Genomic DNA, 15,559 nt, shown 5'->3' with positions numbered 1-15,559 from the left:
ATCCGGGATTGGGGATTAGGGATTGGGGATGGGTTGAAAGCAGGATCCGAAGCGTCTTCGAATCCCGAATCACCAATCCCGAATCCCGGCTCTGGTCAGTAAACGCGCGGCTTGGGCGGAACCACGTCAACATCCTTGCTGAGCGTGTACATGTGCACCGGGCGGTAGTCGAAGCTGCACTTGCCCTGCTCGTCGACGCTGACCAGCGTGTGCTTCTGCCAGTTGACGTCGTCGCGCTCGGGGTAGTCCTCGTGCGCATGCGCGCCGCGGCTCTCGTGGCGCTGTTCGGCCGAGTTGATCGTGGCCACCGCGTTGAGCAGCAGGTTGTTGAGCTCGTAGGTCTCGATCAGGTCCGAGTTCCACACCAGCGAACGGTCGGAGACCTTCACGTCCTGGAAGCTGTCGAACACCTTGGCCATCTTCTCGCAGCCCTCGGCCAGCGTCTTGCTGGTGCGGAACACGGCCGCGTCGGCCTGCATCGTGCGCTGCATGTTGTCACGGATGACGGAGGTCGGCGTGTCGCCATTGGCGTGGCGCAGCTTGTCCAGCAGGCCCAGCGCCTTGTCGCAGGCGTCCGACGGCAGGGTCTTGTGCGGCTGGTTGGGCTGGATCGTCTCGGCGCAGCGGTTGGCCACCGCGCGACCGAACACCACCAGGTCCAGCAGCGAGTTGGAACCCAGACGGTTGGCGCCGTGCACCGACACGCAGGCCGCCTCGCCGATGGCGTACAGGCCGGGCACCACCGCATCCGGATCGTCGCCGACCTTGCGCACCACTTCGCCGTGGTAGTTGGTCGGGATGCCGCCCATGTTGTAGTGCACGGTCGGCAGCACCGGGATCGGCTCCTTGGACACGTCCACGCCGGCGAAGATGCGCGCGCTCTCGGCGATGCCGGGCAGCTTCTCGTGGATGACCTCCGGGCCCAGGTGGGTCAGGTCGAGCAGGATGTGGTCCTTGTGCTCGCCCACGCCGCGGCCTTCGCGGATCTCGATGGTCATCGAGCGCGCCACGACGTCGCGCGAGGCCAGATCCTTGTAGTGCGGGGCATAGCGCTCCATGAAGCGCTCGCCGCTAGAATTGCGCAGGATGCCGCCTTCGCCGCGCACGCCCTCGGTGATCAGGCAGCCCGCGCCGTAGATGCCGGTCGGATGGAACTGCACGAACTCCATGTCCTGCATCGGCAGGCCAGCGCGCATAGCCAGACCGCCGCCGTCGCCGGTGCAGGTGTGGGCCGAGGTGGCGCTGAAGTAGGCGCGGCCGTAGCCGCCGGTGGCCAGCACCACGCCATGGGCGCGGAACAGGTGCAGCGTGCCCTCGGCCATGTCCAGGGCCAGCACGCCGCGGCACACGCCCTCCTCGTCGAAGATCAGGTCGAGCGCGAAGTACTCGATCATGAAGCGCGCGTTGTGCGCCAGCGACTGCTGGTAGAGCGTGTGCAGCATGGCGTGGCCGGTGCGGTCGGCCGCCGCGCAGGTGCGCTGCGCCGCCGGGCCTTCGCCGTACTTGGTGGTCATGCCGCCGAACGGACGCTGGTAGATCTTGCCCGCCTCGGTGCGCGAGAACGGCACGCCGTAGTGCTCCAGCTCGATGATCGCCGGGATCGCCTCGCGCACCATGTACTCGATGGCGTCCTGGTCGCCCAGCCAGTCCGAGCCCTTGATGGTGTCGTAGAAGTGGTAGCGCCAGTCGTCCTCGCCCATGTTGCCGAGCGCGGCGGAGATGCCGCCCTGCGCGGCCACGGTGTGCGAGCGGGTCGGGAACACCTTGGTCAGGCAGACCGTGGACAGGCCCTTGGCCGCCAGGCCGAAGGTGGCGCGCAGGCCCGCGCCGCCGGCGCCGACCACGACCATGTCGTACTTGTGTTCGGTGATCTTGTATGCGGAAGACATGGTGGCGTTAGTTCCCCAAGGCGATGCGGACCACGGCGAACACGCTGGCCAGCGCACCGAGGAAGCAGACGAAGCGGACCAGCAGCTGCGACACGAAGGCGGTCAGCGGGGTGTGCACGTAATCCTCCAGGATCACCTGCAGGCCCAGCTGCGCGTGCCAGAACATCGCCACCAGGAAGGCCACCAGCAGCGTGGCGTTCCAGGGCCGGGCGATGGCGTCGGTGGCGGCCAGGTAGTCGGCGTGGATCAGGCCGACCACGAAATAGACGAACCACAGCCCGAGGAAGATCAGGGCCACGGCCGTATAGCGCTGCACCACCCAGTGATGCAGGCCGGCGTGCGCCGAGCCCAGGCCCTTGGCCTGCTTGAGCGGGTTGCGGAAGCTCATGCCACACCTCCCTTGGCCAGCACGCCGCCCCAGACCAGCAGCGCCAGGACCAGGCTGCCGGCGCTGACCAGCCAGCCGTTGCGCACGAAGGCCGAGACCGCATAGCCCAGGCCGCCGTCCTGCGCCAGGTGGCGGATGCCGTTGAGCAGGTGGTAGGTGAAGGCCCAGGTCCACAGGAACAGGAAGACCAGCCCGTACCAGGTGCTCGCCTGGGCGGAGATCCAGGTCCAGGCATCGGGGCCGGAGGCCAGGGCGACCAGCGCAGCGGCGATCAGCAGTGCGCCGAGGGACAGGATGACGCCGGTGGCGCGATGCAGGATGGACGTGGCCATCTGGATCTGCCAGCGATACACCTGCAGGTGCGGGGAAAGCGGACGTTGACGTGTCGCCATTGGAGTGGCTCTTAGTCTCGGCTGGGCGGTCGGGAAAGGCCGCGTTGGCTGGAAGGCGCCGTGGATTCGACTTTCAGAAGTCGATGCAGCGCCCGTTCTTTTCCCAGTCCCCGTAGCGAGTCGGCTCGGGGCCGTCGCGGCCACCGATCTCCTTCTGCGCGGGAGCCTGTTCGGGCTTCTGCGTTTCAGGCTCGGGGACGGGGGTGGGAGGGGTTTGGCCTATCATGTGAGTCTCGCAACGCACAAAATGTTAATCCTCACGATCTTGACTGACAACCACGCAAATCCCAGTGAACGGGCCTTTGCCCTCCCCGACCACGGCGTGGTCGGTCTGGAGGGGCCGGATGCGGTGGCGTTCGCGCAGGCGCAGTTCGCCAACGATCTGCATGCGCTGGAGGACGGTCGCTGGCAGTGGAACGCCTGGCTGACGCCCAAGGGCCGGGTGATCGCCGTTTTCGCCGTGCTACGTCTGGCCACGGACCGACTGGTGCTGGTCGTGCCCGATGTGCCGGCCATCGAACTGGCCACCGCGCTCAAGCGCTTCGTGTTCCGCAAGAAGGTCGTCGTCTCCGTGCCCGCCGACCTGCATGCCCAGGGGATGTTCGCCGCCTGGACGGACGCGCAAGGCGCCCTGCTCGCCCACGACGACGCCGGCATCGCGATGGATGTCGGCAGCACCCACCAGCCGCGCACGCTGCTGCTGGCCAAGACCGCGGGCGAAGCGGATGCAGCCGCGCTGGAGCGCTGGCGCGACCTGGATCTGGCGCACGGCCTGCCGCGCCTGGAGGCCAGCCAGCGCGAACAATGGACGCCACAGCAGCTCTCACTGGAGCGCCTGCGCGCCTTCAGCGTCAAGAAGGGCTGCTATCCCGGCCAGGAGATCGTGGCCCGCACGCATTTCCTCGGCAAGGCCAAGCGCGGTCTGGCGCTGCTGGAGAGCGACACCCTGCTGCAGGCGGGGGCGCCGGTCGCGGACGCCGAACGCGAAGTCGGCCAGGTGGTCTGCGCCAGCCATCGCGCCCCCGGCCCGGTGCTGGCGATCCTGCCGCTGGAGCTCCCTGCCACCGACCTGTACAGCGGCGACCAGCGCCTGGCCCAGCGCGTCCTGCTCGACGGCCTGGCGCGCTGAGGCGACGCCCTCGCTCAGGCGTGGGCGAGCAGCGGCGGCTTGGGCATCGGCGTGATGCCATCGACGGCCAGCATCCGGGCCAGCCAGGCGCGCACCTGCGGGAAGGCCTCCAGCGACACACCGCCATCGTCGGCGCAGTGCGTGTAGGCGAACAGCGCCAGATCGGCGATCGACATCGTCTCCGCGCCGAACCAGGCCTGCGCCTGCAGGTGACGCTCCATCACCGCCAGCGCATCGGCGGCACGCTCGCGCAGCCGCGGCAGCTCCGCGTGGCGCGATGAGTCCGGCGGGATCCAGCCACAGATGAAGCGCGCCACGGCCACATAGGGCTCGTGGCTGTACTGCTCGAAGAACATCCACGCCAGCACCTGCGCCCGCTGCCAGGGATCGGCCGGCATCAGGGCACTGCCCTCGGCCAGCCAGCACAGGATCGCGTTGGACTCGGCCAGCACCCGCCCGTCCTCGCGCTCGAGGATCGGCACGCGCCCATTGGCGTTCTTGGCCAGGAACTCCGGCGTGCGCGTCTGCCCGGCCGCACTGTCCACCTCGACCCAATCGCACGGACGCTGCAGCAGCGTCAGCGCCATGCGCACCTTGTGGCAATTGCCCGAAGAGGACATGCCATACACCTTGATCGTCATCACTGCCCCCATGGGTCGGCCCGGACCTATTGTGCCGGCAGGATCCACCGCCTGGTTGGGTGGCTGAGCTTTGAGCCACCGTCGAGGTGATCAATCCCGCGCTGGCTTACCCGCCTTCAGCGCGCCAGCCTCACGATGCCGACGACGACCCCGATCAATAACAGCACGATGCCTGCGGCGATGGCCATGCCCGCCAGCGCACGCCGCCGCGACGTCGCGGCGCTCGCCGCGACCGCGTTGATCGCAGAAACCATCCCCCATCCGCATCCACACAGCATGAGCAGGCCAGCCGACATCAGGCCGGGGAATCGCGCGCTGTCCAACTCCGCCTCGCTGTTCAGCCAGGTGACATGGCCCTGCAGCGCCACCAGTGCGCCCAGACTGAAGGGCAGCGCCGAGAACGTTGCGACCACCAGCGCCTGGCAAATGCCGTCGAATGTCGCGGCCTTGCACCGGAGCCAACCGAGCGCCATCCGCAGCAGGCCAGCGCTGATCGCGGCCCGCAGCCAGCCGCCGATGACGGCGGCAAAGATCAGCACCAGCGCAACCGCCTGGATCGGAAGTTTCGTGCCAGGAACCAGCTTGTCGGCCGCCATGTCGAAGTAGGTCAGACCGAAATAGGCGAGCCAGGCACAGGCCATGCTCCAGGGCCTTGCCGGGACCGCGAGGGCCGCATGACGCGGGGCGAACAGAACCGACATCGGCAGACTGCCGCGGCGGAACGGATAGCAGGCCAGGACCAGCAGGCCGGCGAGCAGCAGGCCGGCAAACGGCCAGCGCCAGTCCCGCCAGCTCCCCCACAGCGACTGCCGGGACTCCAGTTCCAGCGGAAACACCAGCAGGTCGCGTGCCTGCGCCATGTCCCGCGCCGCACGCTCCATGCCGCTCGCGGGAATCTGCTTGGCCAGGCGCGTCCACTCCCCCGTGATGTGCAGTGTCTTGCCCTCCACGCGCGTGCTGCGCACGAAGCGGAACCAGGGGTTTTCGACAACCTCGCGCGCATCCGGAATGTCGAATCCGTTCCCGGCCTGCACTTCCATCGTCTGCACCGCGAAGCGGGGACCGCCCAGCGCGTACGGCGTGCTGCGCGCCTGATTGGGCAACTTGGTCATCCAGTCGTTGAGCTGGAACAGCCAGAGATCGAGCACGGTCCCGTCGACGCGTTTCCACATCAGGCGATATCGCTCATGCATGTCGACCATGCCCTCGCCGGGCTCCTGCATGACGGGTTTGCCTAGTGCTGAAAGGCCTTCGTAAAAATCCTGCATGTACCTGAGATAGCGCTCGCCGGTGGCCTGGTCGCCGTTGCGCCGATACCCCGACGCGACCGAATCGCCCTCTCCCTGCCGGTAGCGGGTGGACAGATCGAACGTGGCCTCGTAACCATCATCGGTCGAGCGCACCTGCACCCGTTCGGCGACCTCGATCTGCGGCTTGGCCGGCAGAGGGTATGGAATGTCGACCAGGGCACCACCACCGGCCACCAGCGGCAAGCCGACGCGATAAGGCAGCGCCAGGCGCTCGTCCAGGGCGCCGAACTCGCGGTCGCGCGTGGCGTCGATCCACACCTCGCCGCCAGGCAGATGCGCACGCACGACCACGTGATCGAACAGGTTCGCAGATGGCTGTGCTTCGCGCAGTCCCTTCCCCGGCTGGGTGTTGACCAGGACCGGCTCGGCGCGCACGCCGGCCAGCCCGAGCAGGGCGACCAGCAGGGTGGTCTTGTCCTTGCAGTCGCCAAAACGGTCGGCGAGCGTCGCCTCCGGCGCGTGCGGCGCATGCGAATTGACGCCCATGTCCAGGCCCGTGTAACGGATCTGGCCCTGCACGAACGCAACGGCGCGCTGCAGCGACGCCTCCGGCTGGGCCGAATCCAACTTAAGCTGCGAGGCCATCGCGGCGGCCACCGCCGGATCACGGAAGCTGCGTGGATACAGGGGCGCCGCCCAGGCCACGATGTCGGCCCAGCTCCTGGCCGTGGACAAGCGGATGGTGCCTAAGCTGTCATAGCCTGCCGGCGTTTGCTCCGGCTCGATCACCGATGGCAGGTTGCGCGCGGTGATATCCAACGTCTCCACACCGCCAGCACCGGTCTTGGAGGTCGCGAATCCCGGAACACTCACTTGCCCGAAGACCGGCTGGATCTGCGGGTAGCGCACCCGCACGCGCCGCCAGCCGACCGGCACGTTGTAGCGCGCCCCGAAGTCGTCGTAGTAAGCGGACCCGAAGATCGGGTTCTGCCCGATCACCATGAAGCTGTAGTCGAGCCGATCACCGACCCGCAGGTCGGGCACCGTGACGTTCAGCGTGACCCGCCCATCCAGCAATCCCGAGTCGAGCTGCTGCTCCCGACGCAGACGGGCATAGCTGGCGCGGTCCCGCATGTCGATGCGGCGGCCGTCGCGCAGCACCTCGATCTCGCTCAGCACCAGGCGCTGGTACTCCGGCTGGTAATCGACGCTGAAGTTTCCGCCGTCGGTCAGCCCTTGCTCGCGCAGTACGGTGAATCCGATATGCCGATACCAGACCGGCTTCGCGCCAGTCAGATCGACCTGGTCGGACACGACCTCATACCGGAGATTGCCCACAGCCGGTGCGGGATGACCGGTCTCCGTCGGTTCATCGGCGACCCAGGCCGGCGTTGCCGCCATGTCCGGACGATCGATCGCCCCTGCCGCCGCCGCGACCGCCAGCCACAGCGCCATGCCAAACCACACCTTGCCAATCATCCCTTCCCCGTGGCCCGCGTCATGGCGGGCAGTTCCTGTTGGTGCGCCCAAGGCCGCCGAATCATCCCGACGCCGATGCGCCGTCCCCACGGCGCGCGCTTCATTGTAGGACCGTCTGGCCCTGGGCGACCGACCTGCCCCATACGAAAAGGGCCGGCTCTTTCGAGCCGGCCCTGCTTGTCGCCCTTGTTGTCTGGGAACCTCAGCCGCGCGGGCTGGAATCCAGTGCGGCGGTCTGGGTGACCACGCGGCCGTCGATCACGGGCAGGCGGTCCGAGTCGGGCTTGCGGTCCAGGCGCACGGTCTTCTCGGCGCCGTCGTAGCGGTAGGTCACGTTGTAGCCGGTGACCTCGCTGGACTTGCCCATGGCGATGCGGCTGCCGGGCTTCTGGTCCATGCGCATGGTGCCGGTGGTGCCATCTGGGTTGCGATAGGTCACGTTGTAGCCGGTCACGCGCGAGGATTCGGACGTGGCGTTCTCGGTATGGCACTGACGCTCGGTGCGCTGCACGACGCGGCCGCCGACGTGGTTGCGGTCGATGCGGTTACCGGCGAAGCCGCCGGCCACGGCGCCGGCGGCGGTCGCCAGGTCGCGACCATGACCGCCGCCGATCTGGTGGCCGACCAGGCCGCCGACCAGCGCACCGACGACGGTGCCGCCGACATTGCCGTCGCGCTCGGGCAGACGGTCGTTGACGACCACGTCCTCACAGACCTCACGCGGGGTCGTGGTCGTGGTGGTCTCGCGCACCGGGTCGGTGCCGATCACCGTGGCGTACAGCGTGCCCTTCTGCGTGATCGGCACGACATTGACGATATCGGCGTAATCGACCCGCGTGCCCGTGGGCACCGCGCTGGCCGGCAAGGCATCGCCGTTCTCCAGCGGCGTGGTCGCCGCCAGCTCGCCCTGCGGCGCGGTGGCGAAGGTCTCCGCCGAACTCCGGTGGTTCATGTAAGCCGCAGTGGCAACGCCGCCGAACAGCAGCGCCCCAGCGCCGACCAGGATCAGGGTGGTGGTGTTCTTCATGACGCCTCTCCATCACGGGCCTTGCCCGCACTATGTTGGCCTGGATTGTTGTCGCATGAAGCTGAACAAGGCACCGAACGACACAGCCGGAACCCCGCTAGCGGCTAAACGCCGGGCCAAGCGGCGCCGTGTTAGCGTTTCCAGATCCAGATCGCTGCGAGGCCGTCATGCCAAGCCCTCTCGTTTCCCCGCTGCTGCGCTGGGCGCGCCGGCTGCGCCACCCCGCCCTGTTCAAGCTCACCGCGCTGCTGTTCGTGGTGGACCTGGCGGTGCCGGACTTCATTCCTTTCGTCGACGAGATCCTGCTGGGCTTGGGCACGCTGTTGCTGGCCAACTGGAAGGACCGCCGCGCACAGCCGTCGCTGGACACCCGGCCGCGCTCGGCACGCTGATCGCGTGCTGACCGACAGCCACTGCCACCTCGACGCCGCAGAGTTCGACGCCGATCGCGACGCAGTCATCGCCCGTGCCCTGGCGGCCGGCGTGCAACGCCAGGTCGTTCCGGCGATCGATGCGGCTGGCTGGCCGGCGCTGCGCAGGCTGTGCAATCAGCACGCGGGGCTGTACCCGGCTTACGGCCTGCATCCGATGTTCCTGCAGGCCCACGCGCCGGAGCATCTGGACCTGCTGCGCGAATGGATCGAGCGCGAGCGCCCTGTGGCCATCGGTGAGTGCGGGCTGGATTTCTTCGTCGAGGGATTGGACCACCAGATGCAGCAGCTTTACTTCCAGGGCCAGCTGGCGCTGGCGCGGGAGTTCGACCTGCCCCTGATCGTGCACGCGCGGCGCGCGGTGGAGGCTGTGATCGTAGCGATCCGCAAGGTCGGCGGGCTGCGTGGCGTGGTGCACAGCTATGCCGGCAGCGAGGAGCAAGCCCGGCAGCTGTGGGACAACGGCTTCATGATCGGCCTGGGTGGACCGGTGACATACGAGCGCGCCCAGCGCCTGCGCCGCCTGGCCGCGCGCATGCCGCTGGAGCATCTGCTGCTGGAAACCGATGCACCCGATCAGCCCGATGCCGAACACCGCGGACAGCGCAACGAGCCGGCGCGCCTGGCGCGCGTGTGCGAGGTGATCGCCGAGCTGCGCGACCAGCCGTATGAAGAGGTCGCGCGGGTGACTTCCGAGAACGCCACGCGGCTGTTCGGACTTCGGGACTGAGCCCTGCCTAGGGTCCCAACTGCCGGCGCCCAAGGCTCACGGTTCCCGCGTAGCTCCACGATGTCCCGGCCATCGATGGCGAAGACGGCATGCGCTTACGTCGTCGCGGGCGCTGCTTCCTTGCGCGGCTTGAGCAGCAGCTCCAGGGCCCGGCCCGCGGCGGCGAAGGCGAAGGTGCCGGTGACATGGGTGGCCGCGCCCAGGCCGGCGCCGCAGTCCAGTTTCAAGGCCGCCTCGGCGCCCAGCACCGGCCGCAGGCCGCAGACGCTGCCATCGGCCTGCGGGTACTGGACGTTCTGCAGGGAGTAGATCGCCGACACGCCGAAGTAGCGCTGCGGATTGCGCGGAAAGTTGAACTCGGCGCGCAGCTTCTTGCGCACCAGCGCCAGCATCGCATCGTGCTCGGTGCGCGAGAGATCGCGCACGCGGACCTGGGTCGCGTCGGTCCGCCCGCCGGCCGAGCCCACGGTGATCATCGGCAGCTTGCGGCGGCGGCACCAGGCGATGGTCTCGACCTTGGTGCGGAAGCTGTCGCAGGCATCGATCACCAGATCCAGCGGCTGTCCCAGCAGCGCCTCCAGGTTGGAGGAGGTCAGGAACGACTCGACGACCTCCAGCTGGATCTCCGGATTGATCGCGCGGCAGCGTTCGGCCATCACCACGACCTTGTTGCGGCCGTACTGCCCGTCCAGCGCCGGCAGCTGGCGGTTGGTATTGGACAGGCAGATGTCGTCGGCATCGATCAGCACCAGCCTGCCCACGCCGCTGCGTGCCAGCGCCTCGACCACCCACGAGCCGACCCCGCCCATGCCGATCACCGCGACCACGCGCTGGGACAGGCGTTCGACCGCGCCGACGCCGTAGAGGCGGTCCACGCCGGCGAAGCGTTCCTTCCACAGGGTGGTGACAGGGCTGACAGTTGGCGAGGCGGCGGCGTTCATGCCGCTATTGTAGGAGCGCGGCTTCGGCCGTCGTACCATCGATCACACCGTCCCAAGGAGCACGCCCCGTGGCCAGCCAAGCATCCCGTTTCCTGTTCCTGTTCCTGCTCGGCCTGCTGGTCGGCGGGGTGATCACGGTGATGGGCATGCGCGCGCTGCAGGCGCGGCAGGATCCGTTCCCGCACAGCGTGATGCACGTGATGGCCAAGCAGACCGATGTGCTCAAGGCAAACCTGGCCGCCAACCGCTGCACGGCCAGCGACGCCCTGCCCCGGCTGCAGACGCTGCGCGCGGTCAGCAACGACCTGGAAACGGCGTTCCCCGATCTGGCCGAGGACTCCAGGTTCGTGACCCATGCCGGTCAGCTGCGGGCGACGCTGGACGGCGCGCTGTCGGCGCCGCCGGTCGGCTGCCCGGACACCAAGGCCGTGGTCGCGCGCATCGGCGAGGCCTGCAAGGCCTGCCACGACGACTTCGCGCACTGACCGGCGGCGAAGGATGAACGGCGTCTGATGAGGCCTTCGGGCGGGCCCGTGGCAAGCGGTTTCAATTGATGCCGCGTTCATGGCGATGACAACACGATGCCGGGCACGCGGCGCTGGCCGCATCCCACCTGGCACGCCCGCGGGGCGAAGGAGTCATCCGATGCAGTTCAAAACTCTCGTCCTGATGAGCGCTGGCGCGCTGACCCTGGCGGGCTGCGCCACCACCAGCCCGAACTATGGCTACCGTGATGATTACCGCGGCTCCTCCTATCCGCCCGCCTCGTCGCGCTACTGCGCCGACTGCGGCATCGTCACCCGCATCGATCCGGTCTCCTCCAACCGCGGCGCGCCCACCGGCACCGGTGCGGTGCTGGGCGGCATCGTCGGCGCGGTCGCCGGCCGCGAGATCTCCAAGGAGACCGGCGGCAGCAAGGGCAACAAGAATGTGGCCGCCGTCGCCGGTGCGGTGGGCGGCGCGCTGGCCGGCAACGCGATCCAGGACCGCGTCACCGGCGATACCTACGACGTGACCGTGCGCATGGACGATGGCCGCACCATCGTGATCAACCAGCGCGACCTGGGCGGCGTGACCGAGAACACCTACGTGCGCGTGGTCAATGGCCGTGTGGTGATCCGCTGACCTGTCGGCAGCCGAATGGCAGGCACGAAAAAGCCCGGCTTCCGCCGGGCTTTTTCGTTTGCGCCTGGTCGCGGGGGAACGACCCGCGCGGGCTCAGACAGGCTGGACAGCGTCGGCCTGCAGGCCCTTCTGGCCCTGGACGACGGTGAAGGTCACCTTCTGGCCTTCCTTGAGGCTCTTGAAGCCCTGCGTCTGGATGGCACGGAAGTGCACGAACACGTCCTCGCCATTCTCACGACTGATGAAGCCAAAACCCTTCGCATCGTTGAACCATTTCACGGTTCCGGTTTCGCGGTCTGCCATTGCGGATCTCCTTGGAACAGGGGTTGGGTACGCCGGGTCGGGCGGCTGGTTGCAAGGAGGAGCCGAGGTACGACGATGTAGCGGATCTTTGGATCTACCGCATCAGGCCACGATTCACGGTGACCTTGGCAAACGCAGCGGCTTGACAGTAGCGCGGCCAATATGAAAAAGCAACGCCCTTCAACGCACGTTCATAAAATCATAACCCCATGTTCCTAAAGGAAAAATAAGTGGAATTACAGACGGTGATGTACGTCCTGGCGGCGCTGATGATCCTGGCCGGCGTGCTCGGCGTGGTGCTGCCGGTACTTCCGGGACTTCCACTGGCCTTCGCCGGCATGCTGCTTGCGGCATGGGCCGGCGGATTCGAGCAGGTCGGCTGGGTCACGCTGACCGTGCTGGGCCTGCTCACCGCGCTGTCTCTGGTGGTGGACGTGCTGTCCACCGCGATGGGCGCGCAGCGGGTCGGCGCCAGTCGCCTGGCCATCATCGGCTCGGTGATCGGCACCGTGTTGGGCCTGTTCTTCATGCCGCTGGGACTACTGGTCGGGCCCTTCGCCGGCGCGCTGGTGGGTGAGCTGATCCACGGGCGCGAGCTGCGCCAGGCCGGCAAGGTCGGGCTGGCGACCTGGGTCGGGCTAGTGGTGGGCGTGGTGCTCAAGGTGGGCCTGGCCTTCGCCATGCTGGCGGTGTTCCTGATCGCCTGGTTCTACTAGGCCTGCCCTCGATCTCCCGGAAGGTCCCAACGCCTTCACGCAACGCGTGAAGGCGGCTTTGCCAGAATCCCGCCGCATTGGGCCCAGGGCGGCCTGCGGGGATTGGGGATGTCGGTCGCATGACCTGGATGATCGCGGCAGCGGTGGTGCTGACGCTGGTGGTGGTGCTGCTCGCGCTGAACTTCGCCACGCCGGAGAAAAAACTCGAGCACGTGCCGCCGCATCGCCATGGTGTGGACGATCCGCAGTTCATGCGCGAGATGTCCGTGCTGCTCGGCCCGGCCATCACCCCGGGCAACCGCATCGAGGTGCTCAACAACGGGCACGAGATCTTCCCGGCGATGCTGGACGCCATCGCCGGCGCCCGGCGGACCATCACCTTCGAGACCTATATCTACTGGTCGGGCCGGATAGGACGCGAGTTCAGTCAGGCGCTGGCCGAGCGCGCCCGGCAAGGCGTGCAGGTCAAGGTGACCATCGACTGGGGCGGCAGCCTGAAGATGGACCGGCGCCTGGTGGAGGAGATGGAACAGGCCGGCGTGGAGGTCCATCGCTACCGCCCGCTGGTCTGGTATAACCTGCAGCGCATCAACAACCGCACCCATCGCAAGCTGCTGGTGATCGATGGCCGCATCGGCTTCACCGGCGGAGTCGGCGTGGCCGACCAGTGGCTGGGACAGGCGCAGGATCCGGAGCACTGGCGCGATACCCACTACCGCATCGAAGGCCCGGTGGTGGCGCAGGTGCAGACCGCCTTCAACGACAACTGGATCAAGTCCACCGGCCGGGTGCTCGATGGCGAGGCCTTCTACCCGCCGCTGGATCCCGTCGGCGAGAGTCCGGCGCAGCTGTTCCTGGCCTCGCCTTCCGGCGGCAGCGAGAGCATGCATCTGATGTATCTGCTGGCCATCGCCGCGGCCACGCGCACGATCGACCTAGCCGCGGCCTACTTCGTTCCCGATGCGCTGATCACCCGGTCGCTGCTGGAGGCGCGGGCGCGCGGCGTGGCCATCCGTGTGCTGCTGCCCGGCCCGCATATCGATTCGCTGTCGGTGCGGCTGGCCTCGCGGGCCAGCTGGGGGCCGCTGCTGGAAGCCGGCATCCAGATCAGCGAGTGCCAGCCGACGATGCTGCACACCAAGCTGCTGATCGTCGATGGCCTGCTGGTGTCGGTGGGCTCGACCAACTTCGACATCCGCTCGTTCCGGCTCAACGACGAAGCCAGCCTCAACGTCTACGACCCGGCGCTGGCCGAACGCATGACAGCGCTGTACGAGAGCGATCTGGCCAAGGCCACGCCTTATTCACTGCAGCGCTGGCGTACACGGCCGCTGCGGGAGAAACTGTTCGAAACCCTCATCCTTCCCATCAGGTCACAGCTATGAGCCGCCCGCACCCCCTGCCCCGACTCTTGTCCCTGCTGTGCGTTGCCGCCGCGCCTGGCGTGGCGGCTGCCCAGGACGGCACCACCACCATCACCCCGGCCTCGGTCGAGGCCTGCGGCTTGATCACCGTCGACGCCCAGCGCCTGGCCTGCTACGACACGGCGATCAAGCGCGTGGCGCCCAGCACCGCGCAGGCCGATGCGGCGGCCAGCATCGCCAAGGAGCAGAAGGATCTGGACGCCAGCAGCGCCAAGGCCAAGCGCCGCGGCGGCTCGATGTACGCCGACGACGACTACGATGCGGTGCTGGCCAATGCCGGCAAGGGCTCGCTGCTGGACTCGCGCTGGGAGCTGGCGGCCGCCTCCAAGCTGGGCGTGTTCCAGATGCGCGCCTACAAGCCGGTGTACCTGCTGCCGGCGTTCTGGACGTCGAAGAAGAACGAGATGCCCTCCTCGCCCAACCCGGACAATACGGTGACCGTGGCGCAGGACCTGCAGAGCATCGAGACCAAGTTCCAGCTGAGCTTCAAGACCAAGTTCGTGGAGAACCTGTTCGGCGACAACGGCGACATCTGGGGCGGCTATACGCAGAGTTCGCGCTGGCAGACCTACAACAGCGAGGCCTCGCGCCCGTTCCGCGAGACCAACTACGAGCCGGAAGTGATGATGGTGTTCCGCACCAACTATTCACTCGGCGACTGGCACGGCCGCCTGGCCGGGCTGAGCCTCAACCACCAGTCCAACGGCCGCGGCGATCCGCTCTCGCGCAGCTGGAACCGGGTGATCGGCATGATCGGCTTCGACCGCGACAACTGGGCGCTGGTGGTGCGGCCCTGGTACCGCATCCCGGAGGGCCACGACGACGACAATCCGGACATCGAGAACTATATGGGCCGTGGCGACGCCACGCTGACCTATAGCCACGATGGCCACGAGTTCTCGCTGATGGGCCGGCATTCGCTGCGCGGCGGCGACCAGTCGCATGGCGCGCTGCAGGCCTCCTGGGGCTTCCCGATCGACCGCAATGTGCGCGGGCATATCGAGATCTTCCACGGCTATGGCGAGAGCCTGATCGACTACAACCACAAGGCCACCTACATCGGCCTGGGCATCTCGCTGCTGGAGTGGTACTGAGGCCCGGCGCTGGCGCGCAGCGGCGCGCCAGCGCGCTTCAAGCCCTCGACTGGGCGATCAGCGCTTCGATCGGCGCCGCCAACTCGTCGAAGCCGCTGCGCACGTCGTAGCGCTGGCCGTTGAGGAAGAAGGCCGGCGTGCCGTTCACGCCGCTGCGCAGACCGCCGTCCAGGTCGGCCTGGACGCGTTCGAGCAGCGGGCGCGACTGCAGCGCCGATTCGAGCGCATCGGCCCCCAGCCCCAGGGCTTCCAGGAGTTCGGCGTATAGCGATCCGCCGAGGCGGTCCTGGTTTTCGAACAGCGCGTCGTGGGCCGGCCAGAACTTGCGATGCTGGCCGGCGAATTCGGCCACCAGCGCAGCCGGCAAGGCCTGGGGATGGGCCTGGCTCAGCGGGAAATTGCGGAACACCAGCCGCAGGTCGTGGCCGAAGCGGGCCTGCAGCTGCCGCACGATCGGGAAGGCCTGGGCGCAGTACGGACACTGGTAGTCGGCGTACTCGACCAGCGTGACCGGCGCATCGGCCGGACCCTGGGCGTGGTCGTCGGGGCCGACCGGGATGCGAAGCGTGGACATGGGAGTCTCCTTGTGCGGCCGGCTCG

18 protein-coding genes are annotated in these 15,559 nt (G+C 67.9%); 8 read left to right on the top strand and 10 right to left on the bottom strand.

What is annotated here, in order from left to right:
• Window positions 1–95: 95 nt before the first annotated feature.
• From sdhA to EAT51_RS11400, 4 genes are all read right to left on the bottom strand, one after another.
• On the bottom strand, window positions 96–1,889 hold the full coding sequence (sdhA, locus tag EAT51_RS11415) for a succinate dehydrogenase flavoprotein subunit (RefSeq protein ID WP_130532072.1): 1,794 nt from the start codon (window positions 1,887–1,889) through the stop codon (window positions 96–98).
• Between the two features lie 7 nt (window positions 1,890–1,896).
• A complete protein-coding gene (sdhD, locus tag EAT51_RS11410) occupies window positions 1,897–2,277 on the bottom strand; it encodes a succinate dehydrogenase, hydrophobic membrane anchor protein (RefSeq protein WP_130518057.1) in 381 nt (126 codons plus the stop codon).
• A complete protein-coding gene (gene sdhC / locus EAT51_RS11405) occupies window positions 2,274–2,669 on the bottom strand; it encodes a succinate dehydrogenase, cytochrome b556 subunit (protein WP_130518055.1) in 396 nt (131 codons plus the stop codon). Before sdhC ends, sdhD begins: the two co-directional genes overlap by 4 nt.
• 73 nt (window positions 2,670–2,742) lie before the next feature.
• Window positions 2,743–2,895 carry a DUF1674 domain-containing protein gene (locus tag EAT51_RS11400; RefSeq protein WP_130518053.1) on the bottom strand — a complete coding sequence of 51 codons (153 nt, stop codon included), beginning with the start codon at window positions 2,893–2,895 and terminating at the stop codon, window positions 2,743–2,745.
• Window positions 2,896–2,934: 39 nt separating this feature from the next.
• Here EAT51_RS11400 and ygfZ point away from each other — a divergent pair, with 39 nt between their 5' ends.
• Complete coding sequence (ygfZ, locus tag EAT51_RS11395) at window positions 2,935–3,798, top strand: CAF17-like 4Fe-4S cluster assembly/insertion protein YgfZ (protein ID WP_228257899.1); 864 nt, start codon at window positions 2,935–2,937, stop codon at window positions 3,796–3,798.
• Window positions 3,799–3,812: 14 nt separating this feature from the next.
• On the opposite strand, the gene EAT51_RS11390 is transcribed toward ygfZ, so the two are convergent.
• The 3 genes from EAT51_RS11390 to EAT51_RS11380 all read right to left on the bottom strand — a co-directional run bounded on the left by EAT51_RS11390 (window position 3,813) and on the right by EAT51_RS11380 (window position 8,195).
• On the bottom strand, window positions 3,813–4,439 hold the full coding sequence (locus EAT51_RS11390) for a glutathione S-transferase family protein (RefSeq protein ID WP_425478187.1): 627 nt from the start codon (window positions 4,437–4,439) through the stop codon (window positions 3,813–3,815).
• A gap of 116 nt (window positions 4,440–4,555) precedes the next feature.
• Window positions 4,556–7,144 (bottom strand): DUF3857 domain-containing protein, encoded by a 2,589-nt coding sequence (locus tag EAT51_RS11385; RefSeq protein ID WP_165422709.1) that lies wholly within the window; start codon window positions 7,142–7,144, stop codon window positions 4,556–4,558.
• 226 nt (window positions 7,145–7,370) lie between these two features.
• A complete protein-coding gene (locus EAT51_RS11380) occupies window positions 7,371–8,195 on the bottom strand; it encodes a glycine zipper 2TM domain-containing protein (RefSeq protein WP_130561638.1) in 825 nt (274 codons plus the stop codon).
• A 167-nt stretch (window positions 8,196–8,362) separates the two neighbouring features.
• On the opposite strand from EAT51_RS11380, the gene EAT51_RS11375 reads away from it, so the two are divergent.
• Complete coding sequence (locus EAT51_RS11375; protein WP_130561637.1) at window positions 8,363–8,587, top strand: DUF6116 family protein; 225 nt, start codon at window positions 8,363–8,365, stop codon at window positions 8,585–8,587.
• 7 nt (window positions 8,588–8,594) lie between these two features.
• Complete coding sequence (locus EAT51_RS11370) at window positions 8,595–9,356, top strand: TatD family hydrolase (protein WP_130561697.1); 762 nt, start codon at window positions 8,595–8,597, stop codon at window positions 9,354–9,356.
• Window positions 9,357–9,451: 95 nt separating this feature from the next.
• Here EAT51_RS11370 and EAT51_RS11365 read toward each other — a convergent pair whose 3' ends face one another.
• The gene (locus tag EAT51_RS11365; RefSeq protein WP_130561636.1) at window positions 9,452–10,297 is read right to left on the bottom strand and encodes a tRNA threonylcarbamoyladenosine dehydratase; all 846 of its coding nucleotides are present in this window, start codon (window positions 10,295–10,297) and stop codon (window positions 9,452–9,454) included.
• A gap of 68 nt (window positions 10,298–10,365) precedes the next feature.
• On the opposite strand from EAT51_RS11365, the gene EAT51_RS11360 reads away from it, so the two are divergent.
• Entirely contained in the window at window positions 10,366–10,782 is a 417-nt protein-coding gene (locus EAT51_RS11360) for a hypothetical protein (RefSeq protein WP_130518039.1), read from the top strand.
• A gap of 160 nt (window positions 10,783–10,942) precedes the next feature.
• Complete coding sequence (locus EAT51_RS11355; protein WP_130561635.1) at window positions 10,943–11,422, top strand: glycine zipper 2TM domain-containing protein; 480 nt, start codon at window positions 10,943–10,945, stop codon at window positions 11,420–11,422.
• A 93-nt stretch (window positions 11,423–11,515) separates the two neighbouring features.
• Here the strand turns inward: EAT51_RS11355 and EAT51_RS11350 are convergent, their stop codons facing one another.
• Complete coding sequence (locus EAT51_RS11350) at window positions 11,516–11,725, bottom strand: cold-shock protein (RefSeq protein WP_130518035.1); 210 nt, start codon at window positions 11,723–11,725, stop codon at window positions 11,516–11,518.
• A gap of 230 nt (window positions 11,726–11,955) precedes the next feature.
• Between EAT51_RS11350 and EAT51_RS11345 the strand changes: the two genes are divergently transcribed.
• From EAT51_RS11345 to EAT51_RS11335, 3 genes are all read left to right on the top strand, one after another.
• Window positions 11,956–12,441, top strand: coding sequence for a DUF456 domain-containing protein (locus EAT51_RS11345; RefSeq protein ID WP_165422708.1), 486 nt, complete (start codon window positions 11,956–11,958; stop codon window positions 12,439–12,441).
• A 119-nt stretch (window positions 12,442–12,560) separates the two neighbouring features.
• Window positions 12,561–13,826: a phospholipase D-like domain-containing protein gene (locus EAT51_RS11340; protein WP_165422707.1), complete on the top strand. Its 1,266-nt coding sequence runs from the start codon at window positions 12,561–12,563 to the stop codon at window positions 13,824–13,826.
• Window positions 13,823–14,959: a phospholipase A gene (locus EAT51_RS11335; protein WP_130561634.1), complete on the top strand. Its 1,137-nt coding sequence runs from the start codon at window positions 13,823–13,825 to the stop codon at window positions 14,957–14,959. The genes EAT51_RS11340 and EAT51_RS11335 overlap by 4 nt, the downstream gene beginning before the upstream one ends.
• Window positions 14,960–14,996: 37 nt before the next feature.
• Here the strand turns inward: EAT51_RS11335 and EAT51_RS11330 are convergent, their stop codons facing one another.
• The gene (locus tag EAT51_RS11330) at window positions 14,997–15,533 is read right to left on the bottom strand and encodes a DsbA family protein (RefSeq protein ID WP_130561633.1); all 537 of its coding nucleotides are present in this window, start codon (window positions 15,531–15,533) and stop codon (window positions 14,997–14,999) included.
• Window positions 15,534–15,559 lie beyond the last annotated feature (26 nt).

Source organism: Pseudoxanthomonas winnipegensis, from assembly GCF_004283755.1.
Taxonomy (GTDB): domain Bacteria; phylum Pseudomonadota; class Gammaproteobacteria; order Xanthomonadales; family Xanthomonadaceae; genus Pseudoxanthomonas_A; species Pseudoxanthomonas_A winnipegensis.
The sequence above is the reverse complement of the archived record's forward strand: the minus strand, read 5'-3'. Positions and strand labels throughout refer to the sequence as shown.